Source organism: Actinomyces sp. AC-20-1 (assembly GCF_023369555.1).
Taxonomy (GTDB): domain Bacteria; phylum Actinomycetota; class Actinomycetes; order Actinomycetales; family Actinomycetaceae; genus Actinomyces.
Window position 1 is genome coordinate 115,637 of record NZ_JACJVC010000006.1, and the last position, 14,088, is coordinate 129,724.

11 protein-coding genes and 1 pseudogene are annotated in these 14,088 nt (G+C 72.5%); 3 read left to right on the plus strand and 9 right to left on the minus strand.

The window, feature by feature from the left end; translation table 11 throughout:
- Window positions 1-30: 30 nt before the first annotated feature.
- From H6X67_RS05405 to H6X67_RS05420, 4 genes are all read right to left on the minus strand, one after another.
- Window positions 31-1,371 (minus strand): class II 3-deoxy-7-phosphoheptulonate synthase, encoded by a 1,341-nt coding sequence (locus tag H6X67_RS05405; protein ID WP_249367234.1) that lies wholly within the window; start codon window positions 1,369-1,371, stop codon window positions 31-33.
- A 98-nt stretch (window positions 1,372-1,469) separates the two neighbouring features.
- Entirely contained in the window at window positions 1,470-2,699 is a 1,230-nt protein-coding gene (locus H6X67_RS05410; RefSeq protein ID WP_249367209.1) for a pyrophosphate--fructose-6-phosphate 1-phosphotransferase, read from the minus strand.
- A 167-nt stretch (window positions 2,700-2,866) separates the two neighbouring features.
- Window positions 2,867-3,340: a hypothetical protein gene (locus tag H6X67_RS05415; RefSeq protein ID WP_249367208.1), complete on the minus strand. Its 474-nt coding sequence runs from the start codon at window positions 3,338-3,340 to the stop codon at window positions 2,867-2,869.
- 124 nt (window positions 3,341-3,464) lie between these two features.
- Window positions 3,465-4,367, minus strand: coding sequence for a lysophospholipid acyltransferase family protein (locus H6X67_RS05420; protein ID WP_249367207.1), 903 nt, complete (start codon window positions 4,365-4,367; stop codon window positions 3,465-3,467).
- An 84-nt stretch (window positions 4,368-4,451) separates the two neighbouring features.
- Between H6X67_RS05420 and H6X67_RS05425 the strand changes: the two genes are divergently transcribed.
- Window positions 4,452-6,185 (plus strand): DEDD exonuclease domain-containing protein, encoded by a 1,734-nt coding sequence (locus H6X67_RS05425; protein WP_311765868.1) that lies wholly within the window; start codon window positions 4,452-4,454, stop codon window positions 6,183-6,185.
- Window positions 6,186-6,267: 82 nt separating this feature from the next.
- Here H6X67_RS05425 and H6X67_RS05430 read toward each other — a convergent pair whose 3' ends face one another.
- The gene (locus tag H6X67_RS05430; RefSeq protein ID WP_249367206.1) at window positions 6,268-6,711 is read right to left on the minus strand and encodes a DNA-binding transcriptional response regulator; all 444 of its coding nucleotides are present in this window, start codon (window positions 6,709-6,711) and stop codon (window positions 6,268-6,270) included.
- A gap of 220 nt (window positions 6,712-6,931) precedes the next feature.
- On the opposite strand from H6X67_RS05430, the gene H6X67_RS05435 reads away from it, so the two are divergent.
- Complete coding sequence (locus tag H6X67_RS05435) at window positions 6,932-7,555, plus strand: superoxide dismutase (RefSeq protein ID WP_249367205.1); 624 nt, start codon at window positions 6,932-6,934, stop codon at window positions 7,553-7,555.
- 149 nt (window positions 7,556-7,704) lie between these two features.
- Here the strand turns inward: H6X67_RS05435 and H6X67_RS05440 are convergent, their stop codons facing one another.
- The 4 genes from H6X67_RS05440 to H6X67_RS05455 form a co-directional block, all read right to left on the minus strand.
- Window positions 7,705-8,673, minus strand: coding sequence for an FKBP-type peptidyl-prolyl cis-trans isomerase (locus tag H6X67_RS05440; protein ID WP_249367204.1), 969 nt, complete (start codon window positions 8,671-8,673; stop codon window positions 7,705-7,707).
- A 111-nt stretch (window positions 8,674-8,784) separates the two neighbouring features.
- Complete coding sequence (locus H6X67_RS05445; RefSeq protein ID WP_249367203.1) at window positions 8,785-9,174, minus strand: HesB/IscA family protein; 390 nt, start codon at window positions 9,172-9,174, stop codon at window positions 8,785-8,787.
- Window positions 9,175-9,344: 170 nt separating this feature from the next.
- Window positions 9,345-11,003, minus strand: coding sequence for an ABC-F family ATP-binding cassette domain-containing protein (locus H6X67_RS05450; protein WP_249367202.1), 1,659 nt, complete (start codon window positions 11,001-11,003; stop codon window positions 9,345-9,347).
- Window positions 11,004-11,109: 106 nt separating this feature from the next.
- Window positions 11,110-11,730 carry a hypothetical protein gene (locus H6X67_RS05455; RefSeq protein ID WP_249367201.1) on the minus strand — a complete coding sequence of 207 codons (621 nt, stop codon included), beginning with the start codon at window positions 11,728-11,730 and terminating at the stop codon, window positions 11,110-11,112.
- 249 nt (window positions 11,731-11,979) lie between these two features.
- Between H6X67_RS05455 and H6X67_RS05460 the strand changes: the two are divergent.
- Window positions 11,980-14,065: pseudogene (locus H6X67_RS05460) on the plus strand (glucose PTS transporter subunit IIA).
- The last annotated feature ends 23 nt before the right edge of the window (window positions 14,066-14,088 follow it).

Below are 14,088 nucleotides of genomic sequence, written 5' to 3' on the forward strand. Positions count from 1 at the left end.
GCTCGCAGCGCCCCAGCCGCCGCACGCGCCTCAGCCGCGCAGCATCTCCGCGACCTCGAAGGCCATCTCGAGGGACTGCTGGTGGTTCAGTCGCGGGTCCACGAGCGTCTCGTAGCGCTCGGCCAGGCGCTCGGCGTCGATGTGCTCGCCGCCGCCCAGGACCTCGGTGACGTCGTCGCCCGTGAGCTCGACGTGGATGCCGCCGGGGACCGTGCCCAGGGCGCGGTGGACCTCGAAGAAGCCGCGGACCTCGTCCATGATCGTGTCGAACTCACGGGTCTTGTAGCCGGTCCCGGCCGTGATCGTGTTGCCGTGCATGGGGTCGGTCACCCAGGTGAGCGGGCGGCCGTCGGCCCTGACCGCCTCGATGAGCACCGGCAGGACCTCGCGGATGCGCCCGGCGCCCATGCGGGTGATGACCGTGAGCCTGCCGGCCTCGCCGTGGGGGTTGAGGTGGTCGATGAGGCGCAGGAGCTGGGCGGGGGTCGTCGTCGGACCGACCTTGACGCCCACGGGGTTGTGCACGCCCTCGAGCAGGGCCACGTGCGCGTCCTCGGCCCCACGGGTGCGCTCACCGATCCACAGCATGTGCGCGGAGGTGTCGTACAGGCGCCCGGAGCGCGAGTCCTCTCGCGTCATGGCGTCCTCGTACTCGAGCAGCAGGGCCTCGTGGGCGGCGTAGAAGTCGACCTGGCGCAGGGCGTCGAAGTCGACGCCGGCGGCGGCCATGAAGCGCATGGCCCGGTCGATCTCCTCCGCGAAGGACTCGAAGCGCTTGTAGGCGGGGTTGGCGGTGAATCCGCGGTTCCAGGAGTGGACCTCGCGCAGGTCCGCGTAGCCGCCCATGGTGAAGGAGCGGATGAGGTTGAGGGTGGTGCCGGCGCGCAGGTAGGCGTCGAGCATGCGCTGGGGGTCCGGCACGCGCGCCTCGGCGGTGAAGGGGTGGCCGTTGACCGAGTCGCCCCGGTAGGAGGGCAGGGTGATCCCGTCGCGGGTCTCGGTGTCCGCGCTGCGGGGCTTGGCGTACTGCCCGGCCATGCGGCCGATCTTGACCACCGGGGTGGAGGCGCCGTAGGTGAGCACCGCAGCCATCTGGAGGATGGTCTGGAGCTTGAGGCGGATGTTCGTGGCCGTGTTGTCCTGGAAGGACTCGGCGCAGTCCCCGCCCATGAGGACGAAGGCGTCACCGCGCTCGGCCTTGGCCATCTGCTGGCGCAGGGAGTCGACCTCTCCGGCGAAGACGAGCGGGGGCCGGGTGCGCAGGTCCGCGGCGACCTCGGCAAGACGTCCGGCATCCGGGTAGGAGGGCTGCTGGGCGGCGGGGCGGTCGCGCCAGCTGGCGGGGGTCCGGGGGGCGTCGAGCTCGTTCATCACACCGGCATCATACGGAGGGGGCAGGGCGGCCCCCGTGCCCGCCACCAGGCGGGACACGGGGGCCGTCGTCGTCGGCTCGCGTCAGTGCGCGGGGCTCAGTGCTCCGCGGAGGCCTCGGCGGGCTCGACGCGCTGGCCGATCTCGGCCATGAGCCCGGTGAACCAGGGCTGGGTGATGTCGAAGGCCTTGTGTCCGGCGATGCGCGGGAAGGCGATGAGGGTCAGCTCGTCGTCGTTGTCCTCGTCGTTGCCGATGACGCCGGACTCGCCCCTCAGGGCGCACTCGACGGCCAGGTCGCACATGGACTTGATGAGGTCCAGGTCCTCCTGGTTGGCGTTGGTGGCGCGCGAGTAGTAGCCGGACTTCTGGACCATGACCTTCTCGGCGCCGATGAGGTGCGCGAACTGCTTGGCGAACCACTGGCCGGGGTTGATGGTGTCGAGCTTGACGTGGCCGAAGGGGTCGCGCTGGACCTCCTCGCCACGGGCCTCCATCTCCGCGATGATCTCGGGGACGCCGGCACCCTCGGACAGGAAGATGTTGACGTTGCCCTGCTCGTCCATGAGGGCCTTGAGGCGCTCGGCCTCGGCCTCGAGGTCGAGCCTCATCTCGGGCAGGAAGACGGCGTGGACGTCCCAGCGCTCGCGGGACAGGCCCAGCGACGGCGCCCAGCTCTTGGTCCCCAGCAGCTCGTGGTAGCGCTTGGCGGTCTCGGCGGTGAGGTAGCCGCAGTTGCGGCCCATGCACTCGTGGATGATGAGCATGCGCGGGTTGGAGCGGTGCTCGCCGATGATGTTGAAGGCGAAGCCGGCGCCCTCCTCGGCGGCGGACCAGGCGCCCAGGGACTGGCGGATGGGCACGATGTCGTTGTCGATGGTCTTGGGCAGCCCGACGACGGTGAGGTCGTAGTCGTGCTCCTTGAGGTAGGCGGCCAGGTCCGCTGCGGTGGTGTTGGTGTCGTCGCCGCCGATGGTGTGCAGGACGTCGACGCCGTCCTTGCGCAGCTGCTCGGCCGCGAACTCGAGGGGGTTGACGCCCTCGGCGACGAGGCCGCGCTCGACGAGGTTCTTGGCGTTGGTGAGCTTGACGCGGGAGTTGCCGATCGGCGAGCCGCCGAACTCGCGCAGGATGCCGGCGTTCTTGCGGCCCTCGGCGTCGATGACGATGTAGTTGCCGGTGAGCAGGCCGTGGTAGCCGTACTGGTAGGCGATGATCTCGACCTCGGGAGCGACCTCGGCGTAGCGCTCGATGAGGTCGCCGACGGCGGCGGACAGGCAGGGGGCGAAACCGCCCGCGGTGAGCAGGGCGACGCGACGGATCGACATCGAGGACCTTTCAGGTTGGGTGCTTGCGGCCCGGTGCCGGGGGCGGGCCCGCCGGGGACCGGGGCGAGGGCGGCACGTGCCGTGCCTCGCCGCGCAGTCTACCCGCCGTGGCACGGGAGGACCGGGGCCCCGCGTCACCCGCCGCCCATCGCCTCGCCCGGTCCGGCTCAGAGCACGCCGGCCAGCAGCCAGAGCGCTGTGACCAGGTAGGCGACGGCGTAGCCGGAGTGGAACGGACGGTTGCGGCGCACGAAGCGGTCGACCACCTGCTCGGGCACGTCCTCGGGGCCGCCCTCCGCCAGGTGCTCGTCGCGCGCGAAGCCGCTGGCGAAGTGAACGAGGCACCACAGCGGGAAGACCGCCACCGCGAGGACCTGGGCGGCCAGGGGCAGCCGCCCGGCGTTCGCGACGAGGGAGGCCAGCGCCACGAGCACCTGGCCGTACAGCCAGGCGGCGTACGTGGTGTTGACGCGCTCGTCCCGGCTGAAGGGCAGCAGCAGCCGCTGCAGCTCGTGACGCCTGCCGTGGCTCAGCGCGTGGTCGAAGAACGCCCCGAAGGTCACCACGTAGGAGATCATGAATCCCGCGAGCACGCAGGTGTAGACGATGGTGGCACCGTAGAGCACGTTGCTGAGAACCATGCCCACGAGCATGGCACGTGCCTGTACGCCGCCGACAGGGATGTCATCTCCTCGGGACCGGTGAGCGCCGTGACAGCTCGTGACGGCTCGCGCTCTCCCCGTCGGTGCCGACAGCGCCAGCGGCTCAGGCGTCGGCGGCGCCCGTCTCCCTGGGGCTCTCGTCGTCCCTGCTCCCGGGCTCCGCAGCCTCCTCCGCCTCTGCCGCCTCCACGGGCTCGGCCGGCGGCTCGGGGACCTCGACGTCGGGGGCCGGGCGGCCACCGGGGGCGTGCACGGGGGCGGCGGCGGGCCGCCGGGCGGCCCGCGCCTGGAGCATCTCGGTCACGACCTCGTCAGCGCTCTTCTTCTCGGCGTCCATGGCCTTCTTGACGTCGGCCGCGTAGAGGTCGACGTACTCCTGACCGGACAGCGCCATGAGGGAGTACATGATCTCGTCGGTGATGGAGCGCAGGACGAAGCGGTCGTTCTCCAGGCCCTTGTAGCGCGAGAAGTCCAGCGGCTCGCCGACGACGATGCCGACGCGGTGGCGGGTGGAGGGCACCACCTGGCCGATGGGCTGGGCGAGGTCCGAGCCGATCATCGCCACCGGGATGACGGAGGCGCCCGTGGCCAGGGCGATGCGGGCCACGCCCGTCTTGCCCCGGTACAGGCGCCCGTCGGGGCTGCGCGTGCCCTCCGGGTAGATCCCGAAGAGCTCGCCGGCGCGCAGACGGTCGATGCCGGCCTGCAGGGCCGCCTGGGAGGCCCGCCCGCCGGAGCGGTCCACGGGGATCGTGCCGACGGCGGTCATGAAGCTCTTGACCGCCCAGCCCTTGACGCCCTTGCCGGTGAAGTAGTCCGACTTGCCGATGAAGGCGACCTCGCGCTCGATGAGCAGCGGCAGGAAGAAGGAGTCGATGACGGCCAGGTGGTTCGAGGCGAGGATGGCGGCCCCCTCGGAGGGGATGTTCTCCTCCCCGCGGATCCAGGGCTGGTAGAGCATCTCGAGAGCGGGGCCGACGGCCGTCTTGATGCCTCGGTATCCCACGGGGACCTCCTGCGCCTGGGTTGAGCTCGTCTGGAGTGGGCGCGCGGGTGCACGCGGCCGCTCACCGGAGTCTAGCCTCAACGTGTGCCCTCCCACGTCCCGCCCCGCCCCACGGGACCGGCGCGCGGGCAGGCGGTCCAGCCCGCCTTCGCGCAGATAGGGCTGGCGCTGAGCGAGACGGCCTTCGTCGTCGTCGACCTGGAGACCACCGGCGGCGCCCCGGGGGCCCACGCCATCACGGAGATCGGGGCCGTGCGGGTGCGCGGCGGGCAGGTCGTGTCCGAGATGGGCACGCTCGTCAACCCCGGTGCCGTCATCCCCGCGCAGGTCACCGTGCTCACGGGCATCACGAACGCGATGGTCGTGGGCGCGCCCGTCGTGGCCGAGGCGCTGGAGCACTTCCTCGGCTGGGCCCGCCTGGACGAGCCGGGGACGGTGCTGGTGGCCCACAACGCCCGCTTCGACGTCGGCCACCTGCGCGCCGCGGCCCGTGAGCTGGGCCTGGCGTGGCCGGAGCCGGTGGTGCTGGACACTCTGGCCCTGGCACGGAGGGTCTGGAGCCGGACGGACGTGCCCAACCACAGGCTCTCCACCCTCGCCTCCTTCGTCGGCTCCCCCACGCGCCCCACCCACCGGGCACTGGACGACGCGCGCGCCACGGTGGACGTGCTGCACGCCGTCCTGGAGGCGCTGGCGCCCCTGGGCGTGACCCACCTGGAGGACCTGGCGACGGCGACCGACCCGGTCCCGCCGCGTCGCCGGGCCAAGAGCCGCCTGGCCCAGGGCCTGCCCTCGACCCCGGGCGTCTACGAGCTCCTGTCCGCCACCGGCCAGGTGCTCTACGTGGGCTCGGCCGTGGACCTGCGCCGGCGGGTGCGCTCCTACTTCACGGCGGCCGAGAAGCGTCCGAGGGTGGCGCAGGTGCTCGACACGACGGTGGACGTGCGCGTCATCCCGACGCCGACCGAGGTCGAGGCCCGGGTGCGCGAGCTGCGCCTCATCGCCGAGCTCGACCCTCCGGCCAACCGTCGCTCGCGACGCCCGCGCCGCCAGCCGTGGCTGCGCCTGGTGGGCGGGGACGAGCCGCGGCTGGCGTCCACGACGGCGCTGGCGACCGAGGAGGTGGGCTGCGCGGTGGGGCCCTTCGCCTCGCGCAGCGCGCTGCTCGACGCCCAGCGGGCCGCGAAGTCGGTGCTGCGCCTGCGCTCGTGGGACGCTCACGGCGCCGCCGGCCTGGCCCCGCAGGGCGGGCTCTCGCAGCGGGTGGACCTGGCCCGCCGGGCCCTGTCCGGCGAGTGCGACCTCGTGGCGGGGCCCCTGCTGGAGCGGGTGGCGGCGCTGGCGGCTGCGGAGCGCTTCGAGGAGGCGGGCCTGTGGACGGCGCGGCTGCGGTCCTTCCTGCTGGCCTCGCGGCGCGCGGAGGCCGTGCGGCCGCTGCTGGCCTGTGCGCACCTCGTGGCCGCCCGGCGTCGTGAGGGCGGTGGATGGGAGCTCGTGGCGGTGCGCTGGGGGTGCCTGGCGGGCAGCGCGGTGACGCCGCCGGGCGCGGACCCCCGTCCGGCGGTGGCGGCGCTGCGGGCGACGGCGCAGGTGGTCCAGCGCCCGGACAGGGTCGGTCAGACGACGAGCGCCGAGGAGACGCTGCTGCTGGCAGAGTGGGTGCTCGACTCCGGGGCGAGGCTCGTGGAGGTCGGTGCCGAGGGCGGCGGGGACGCTGACGGCAGCGGCGCCGCTGGCGGGGCGGAGGAGGACGTGTGCGCGGCCCTCACCTGGCCGGTGGGGGCAGCAGCGCGCCACCGGCGGGTGCTGCGGGCCTAGGGCTGAGGGCGGCGCCCTGGGTGCGGGCCGACGGCGGGAGCCGGCCCGGCAGCAGCGGACCCGTCCGGCGGGGTCCCGGCGCTCAGCCGGCGGCGACGACGGCGCCGCGGCGGGCGCTCAGCGCGGTGGTGACGGCCTCCTGCAGGGCCATGGGGTCCAGGGGGCGGGGGACGACGGCCTGGGCCTTGGCCCAGGCGGACAGCCAGGCGTCCTGGGGGCGGGCGGTGAGCAGCACCACCGGGGGGCGCTGGTCGAGCTCGACCAGGAGCTCGTGGGCCAGGCCCATGCCGCCCAGTCCCTTGGCCTCGGCGTCGAGGACGAGCACGTCGAAGGGGGCCCGCCCCTCGGCCGCACGGTCCTTGAGGGCCAGGCGCACGCCCTCGGCGGTGGCGCACTCGGTCCAGCGCACGAGGGGCAGGCCCTTGGCGGGACGTCGTCCAACACCGGTGATGACCTCCTGACGCACGTTGGCGTCGTCGGAGAAGACGAGGAGGTCGAGGCGGGGGCTGGCGGCCTGGTCAGTCATGGGTCCTCCGTGCGATCGGACGTGCGTGGCAGGGCCGGTCGTCGTCCGGGATCGTCCGGGTGGGGCGCGGCTGGCGCTGCGCCGTCAGTGTAATCACAGCGGTCCCCCTGGCGAAGCCTTAGATCAGAGGATACGATCAATGATGTCCAGGACCTCGGTTCTCACTATGAGCCGTCGTCGACGCGCCGGGCCTCCCGGCCAGCACGAAAGGCACCCGCACTTGGCCGTGTACACGCTTCCCGAGCTCCCCTACGACTACGCCGCCCTCGAGCCCCACGTCTCCGCCAAGATCATGGAGCTCCACCACGACAAGCACCACGCCGCCTACGTCGCCGGCGCCAACGCCGCCCTCGAGCAGCTCGAGGCCGCCCGCGAGTCCGGCGACCACGCCGCCATCAACCTCCTCGAGAAGAACCTCTCCTTCAACCTCGGCGGCCACATCAACCACTCGATCTTCTGGAAGAACCTCTCCCCCAACGGCGGCGGCCGGCCCGAGGGCGAGCTCGCCGAGGCCATCAAGGACTCCTTCGGCTCCTTCGAGAAGCTCCAGGCCCAGTTCACCGCCAACGCGCTGGGCATCCAGGGCTCCGGCTGGTCCGTCCTCGCCTGGGACTCCGTCTCCGGCAGGCTCGTGACCTTCCAGCTCCTCAACCAGCAGGACAACGTCCCGGTCGGAACCATCCCGCTGTTCCAGGTCGACATGTGGGAGCACGCCTTCTACCTCGACTACCTCAACGTCAAGGCCGACTACGTCAAGGCCATCTGGAACATCGCCAACTGGCAGGACGTCTCCGAGCGCCTGGCCGCCGCGAGGACCCAGGCCCCGGGCCTCATCGTCCGCTGAGCGGAGCCGGTCCGGGCCGCAACCGTCCCCGGGCCGCCCCTCACAGCCGGACGGCCTCAGCACAGCGCCCCGGCCACCCTCCACGGGTGGCCGGGGCGCGTCGACATCGAGACTGGTCGGACCCGTCAGGGCCGCGGCGCGAGCACGTGTCAGAGGATCGCGGCGATGTCCAGGACGTAGGCGAAGGCGGGGACGGCCTCACCCGAGGAGCCCGTGCCCGCGGGCATGAGGACGACCACCCGCGAGCCCGCCGGGACCCCGACGAGCCCGCTCAGGCCCGGGGCCTGAGCCATCGTCACGTACTGCGGGCTCGCCTGCTCCCAGGAGGACTGGCTGACCGAGCCGTCCCAGGAGGTGAAGGCCATGTTGAGGCCGATCGTGTCCTCGGCGGTGATGGCGGCGCCCGTCCCCCGGGCCAGGACGATGACCTCCGTCTGCGTGGGCTCGGCGGCGCCCTCACTCACGCTGACCGACGCGGCGGCGCCGAGCTCGCCGGTCACCGTGACGCCGCGGTCGGCCAGGGCCTGCTCCCCCTCGACGGTCGCGCCGGCGGTGGTGCCGATGGCCTTGATCTCGACGACGAAGACGAGAGGACCGGTCGGGCTGCCGTTGGTCGAGGTCTCGCCGTAGGCGTACTGGGAGGGCACGCTCATGAGCACCCTGTCGCCCACCTTGTGACCGGCCAGGCCGCAGCGCCACCCGGTGATGACGCCCTGCAGGCTGAAGGTCGTCGGCTTGGCGCGGTCGTAGGAGGAGTCGAAGGTCGCGTCGCTGTCCCACTTCCAGCCCGCGTAGGACACGCTGATGAAGTCGGACTCCGTGACCGTCGGGCCGTCGCCCTCCTCGAGGGTGGCGACCGTGAGGTTGGTGGGGGCGGCCTCACCCGTCCACGTGGGCGTCGGGGTGGTACCCGCCTCACCGGCGAGCGTCGGCAGGGCGGTGGAGGACTCGTCGACGGTGAGGTCGGAGCAGACCACGTTGGTGGCCACGCCCGAGGTCGTGGCGCTCGGCGTCGCGGAGGCCGTCGCGTCTCCCCCCTCGGAGGAGCCGCAGGCGGCGAGGACGAGGCTGGACGTGAGCACGAGGGCGCTCAGGGCGAGGTGGTGACGGCGCAACATGGTCTCCTTGGCGGGCTGTCTGGGCGTGTGGCGGACGAGGCGTGCGACGGCCGCCGTGCGCACGGGCACAGCGGCCGTGGTGAGGTCCGGGCGGGCCGGACCTCGCGCCCCTCAGTGGAAGGACTCGCCGCAGGCGCAGGAGCCCGAGGCGTTCGGGTTGTCGATGGTGAAGCCCTGCTTCTCGATGGAGTCCGCGAAGTCGATGGTCGCGCCGGACAGGTACGGCACGCTCATGCGGTCGACGACCACCTCGACGGCGGCCATCTCCTCGGAGCCGGTCTCGAAGGAGCGCACGGCGTCGCCGTCGAGCAGGCGCTCGTCGAAGTAGAGCTGGTAGACCAGGCCGGAGCAGCCCCCAGGCTGGACCGCCACGCGCAGACGCAGGTCGTCCCGGCCCTCCTGGGTGAGCAGGGCGGCGACCTTGGCGGCGGCGGCCTCGGTGAGGAGCACCTCGTGCTCGGGGACGGCCGTCGTCTGGTCTGTCAGGGTGGTCTCAGCCATGTGAGTCTCCTCGTTCGTGGGCCAGCCGGGCCCGGGGTGCGGTTGCGCGGGCTCCAACACCCAGGTCGGACAGGTTGTTCCCCGTCAGCCTACGTCCATCCCCGCCCGGCACCGTTGTGGCGGCACTCACCGAGCGGGGACGGCGCCGCCGGGTGCGGCGCCCGGGTCCCTCAGGCGAGGGTGACGAACTCAAGGTACTCCTCGCCCCACAGGTCCTCGTCGCCGTCGGGAAGGAGCAGGACACGGTCCGGCTCAAGGGCCTCAACGGCCCCCTCGTCGTGGGTCACGAGGACGACGGCGCCCTCGAAGGTGCCCAGCGCGCGCAGGATCTCCTCACGGCTGGCCGGGTCGAGGTTGTTCGTCGGCTCGTCCAGCAGGAGGACGTTGGCGCTGGAGACCACGAGGATCGCGAGCGCCAGGCGGGTCTTCTCCCCACCGGAGAGCACGCGGGCGGGCTTGTCGGCGTCGGCGCCGGAGAACAGGAAGGAGCCCAGCACGCTGCGCACCTGGGTGTCGTCCATGTCCGGCGCGGCGCTGCGCAGGTTCTCCACGACCGTGCGGTCGGTGTCGATGGTCTCGTGCTCCTGGGCGTAGTAGCCGATCTTGAGCCCGTGACCGGGCACGACCTCACCGGAGTCGGGGGTCTCGACGCCGGCGAGGATGCGCAGCATCGTCGTCTTGCCCGCGCCGTTGAGGCCCAGGACGACGACGCGGCTGCCGCGGTCGATGGCCAGGTCCACGCCGGAGAAGACCTCGAGGGAGCCGTAGGCCTTGCTCAGGCGCGAGGCCCTCAGAGGGGTCTTGCCGCAGGGGGCGGGGTCTGGGAAGCGCAGGTGGGCGACCTTCTCGGCCGCGCGCTGCTCGTCCAGGCCCTCGAGAAGGCGCTCGGCCCGGCGCAGCATCTGCTGCGCGGCGACGGCCTTGGTGGCCTTGGCCCGCATCTTCTCGCCCTGGGCGCGCAGCGCCGCCGCCTTCTTCTCCGCGTTGGCGCGCTCCTTGCGGCGGCGCGCCTCGTCCTCGGCGCGCTGGCGGAGGTAGGCGTCCCAGCCCAGGTGGTAGACGTCCAGGACGCCCCGGTTGGCGTCGAGGTACATGATCTGGTTGACGGTGTCGCGCAGGAGCTCGACATCGTGGGAGATGACGATGAAGCCGCCGGCGTAGGTGCGCAGGTGGTCGCGCAGCCACAGCACGGAGTCGTGGTCGAGGTGGTTGGTGGGCTCGTCGAGCAGGAGGGTGTCCGGCTGCTGGAAGAGCACGCGCGCCAGCTCGACGCGGCGGCGCTGGCCGCCCGACAGGGTGCCGATGGGCTGGTTGAGCACGCGGTCGGGCAGGCCGAGGGCGGCCGCGATGCGGGCGGCCTCGCTGGCGGCCGCGTACCCCCCGGCCATGGTGAACTCGTGGTCCAGGCGGGTGTAGCGGTCCAGGGCCTTGGCCATGGCGTCGCCCTGGGTCGTGGAGATGCGCTCCTCGGCCTTGCGGATGCGGGCCAGCAGCGCGTCGATGCCGCGGGCGGACAGGATGCGGTCACGGGCGACCTCCTCGAGGTCGCCGACCTTGGTGTCCTGGGGTAGGTAGCCGACCGAGCCGTTGCAGCTGATGGTGCCCTCGTGCTCGACGGCCTGCAGGCCGTGGGTCTCATCGGCGTCGGCGACCGCCTGGCTCGTGCCCTGGACGACGGACTGGGCGGCCAGGAGCTTGGTCATGGTGGTCTTGCCGGCGCCGTTGCGCCCGACCAGGCCGATGCGCATCCCCTTGTCGACGCGGTAGCTCGCGCCGGCGACGAGCTGGCGGGCGCCGATGCGCATGGTGAGGTCCTGGACGTTGATCACGTCCGTCATGCTACGGGCCAGCTGCCGCCGCCCGGCCCGGGGCCCGCCGCCCGGGCACCGGGCATCGGTCACACCGCCTCCCCCGGAGTCCCCGGCGCTCCCGCCCTCAGTCCCACCAGAGCCAGGTGCCCGGCTCCCCACGGGTCCACAGGCGTCGGCACACGCGCATCTCGTCGGGCAGGCCCTGGGCGTCCAGGTCGTAGCGACGACGCACCGTGTCCCACAGCTCACGGCAGCGGCAGCCGTCGTCGTGCTCCTCGTGGACCTCGAGGTCGAGCAGGTCGGGGTCCTGGACCCACAGGGCCTCGACCGTGACCCTCTCGTCGGGGCGCTGCGGCCCGATCCCGTAGCCGGACAGCCTCACACGGCCCCGTGAGCGCACGCAGGCGCGCAGCATCGAGCCCAGGGTGGGCGAGAGGTTCTGGCGGTCCTCGAGCTGGGCCGCGGGCAGGACCTCCAGCAGGCGGCGGGCACCGTCCGGGCCCAGGTCGTGGAAGGGCGTGTAGTCGTCCACGGGCTCACCGTCCTCGATGAGGCCGGTGGGGCCCCGCCCGAAGGCGGCGGGCACCGTGGTGGAGCGCATCTCGTCGTGGCAGGCGTCCAGGACGTCCCACACGCCCACGCTCACGGTCCATCCCCGGGGCCCGTACAGGCCGCGCTCGTGGCTCGCCTCCTCTCCCTGCGCCGTCGGGGTGGTGCTCGCGCTCAGGGTCGTCGTCGTGCTCACAGGCCCTCCTCCTTAGGTGACGGGCAGTCGTGTCGCCCGGCTGAGACCACCTTCCCCTGTGCTCGCGAGGCCCTCCCCAGGCACGAGCGCACCCCCTGCCGCCGGCCCCTCCTGTGGAGCCCGGGCCCTGCGCTACCCTCGTGAGACCGTCAGCGCGCTGACGGTGATCCCCACACCCTGCGCGTCCTTGACGCCCCGAGGCCCCGGCCGCGCCGACGCCACCGCACGCAGGCCTGCGAAAGGTTCACGATGACGACAACCACGTCAGTACCAGAAGCGATCCTCGAGGCCGTCGGCGGCCCCGGGAACATCTCCAGCCTCACCCACTGCGCCACCCGGCTGCGCTTCGAGCTCCACGACGCCTCCGTGGTCGACAAGGCCGTCGTCGAGGCCATCCCCGGTGTCATGGGCGCCGTCCCCCAGTCCGGGGACCGCTACCAGATCATCATCGGCGGGGCCGTGCAGAGCGTCTACGAGCAGATCACCTCGCTGCCCGCCATGAAGGGCGGGGCCGCCGCCCTCAGCGACGCCGACGTCAAGGCCGCCGCACGCGCCCGGGCCCGCGGCAAGAACGCCTGGGTGGACGCCTTCTTCGAGTACCTGTCCGACTCCTTCCGGCCCCTGCTGCCCGTGGCTGCTGGGCACCTCCATCATCATCGCCCTCGAGGCCGTCCTCGAGGCCCTCGGCTTCATCGACACGCGCGCCGCCGTCAAGCCCGCCTGGCTCGTCTTCACCGACGCGATGTTCCGCTCCGTCTTCTACTTCCTGCCGATCATGGTGGCCTACAACGCCTCCAAGAAGCTCAAGATCGACCCGTGGGTCGGCGCCGCCGTCATGGCGGCCTTCCTCACGCCGAACTTCATCGACCTGGCCAACCCGGACAAGACCTCCGGCGTCACGTGCACCACCAACGAGGTCCTCGGGACCCAGTCGTGCACGGCGAGCGTCTTCGGCCTGCCGATGCAGCTGGCCGACTACGGTGGCCAGGTCTTCGTGCCCCTCATGATGGTGGCGATCCTCGCCCTGGTCTACAAGGCGCTGGCCAAGGTCATCCCGGACAACCTCCAGATGGTCTTCGTGCCCTTCCTGTCCTTCATCATCATGATGCCGGTCACCGGTTTCCTCATCGGCCCCCTGGGCATCTGGGTCGGCTCCGGCCTCGGCTCGGCGCTCGCCTGGCTCAACACCTCCGCCCCCATCGTCTTCGCGATCCTCATCCCGATCATCTACCCCTTCCTCGTGCCGCTGGGCCTGCACTGGCCGCTCAACGCCCTCATGCTCGCCAACATCGACACCCTGGGCTACGACTTCATCCAGGGCCCCATGGGCGCCTGGAACTTCGCCTGCTTCGGCGCCACCGCCGCGGTCCTCGTCATCGCGATCCGCAACCGCAACTCCGTCATGAGGCAGACCGCCTCCGGCGCCCTGTTCGCCGGCCTCTTCGGCGGCATCTCCGAGCCGAGCCTGTACGGCATCCACCTGCGCTACAAGCGCGTCTACCCGCGCATGCTCGTCGGCTGCGTCGTCGGCGGCCTCGTTGTCGGCATCGGCGGCGGCGTCAACGCCTCCACCTTCGCCTTCACCTCGCTGCTCACCATCCCGGTCTTCTCCCCCATGGGGCTGTACGCCCTGGCCGTGCTCGCGGCCTTCACGACGTCCTTCCTCATCCTCCTCCTCACGGACTACCGCACCGAGGAGGACAAGGCCCAGGACGCGGCCGCCCTGGCCGCCGCCGGCGTCGTCGCGGGCGGCGCGGTCCAGGCGGACCCGGCCGAGACCGCCGCTGACATGGCCGCCCAGGCCAGCACCGGCTCCTCCTCCAGCGCGGCGCAGGCCGGCACCCCCGCGCCCGCCGCGGCCCCTGCCGCCGGCAGCGTCACCGACGTCGTCGCCCCGCTGGCCGGTCGTGTCCTGGCCCTGGCCGAGGTCGCGGACCCGGTCTTCTCCTCCGGTGCCCTCGGCAACGGCGCGGCCGTCGAGCCCGTGGGCCAGACCATCGTCGTCACGGCCCCTGCGGCCGGCACCGTGGTCGTCGCGCCGTCCTCCGGCCACGCCTACGGGCTCACCCTCGACAACGGGATCGAGGTCCTCATCCACGTGGGCATCGACACCGTCAACCTCGGCGGCGAGGGCTTCGACATCAAGGTCGCCCAGGGCGACCGGGTCGAGGCCGGGCAGGAGCTCGTGCGCGTCGACCGCGCCACCGTCGAGGCCGCCGGCTACGCGCTCACCACCCCGGTGCTCGTGACCAACACCGCGGCCTTCGCCTCGGTGGAGGCCGCCGCCGACGGCGAGGTCGCCGCGGGCGACCTGCTCCTGCGCGTGACCGCCTGAGCACACGTCACCGCCTGAGGGAC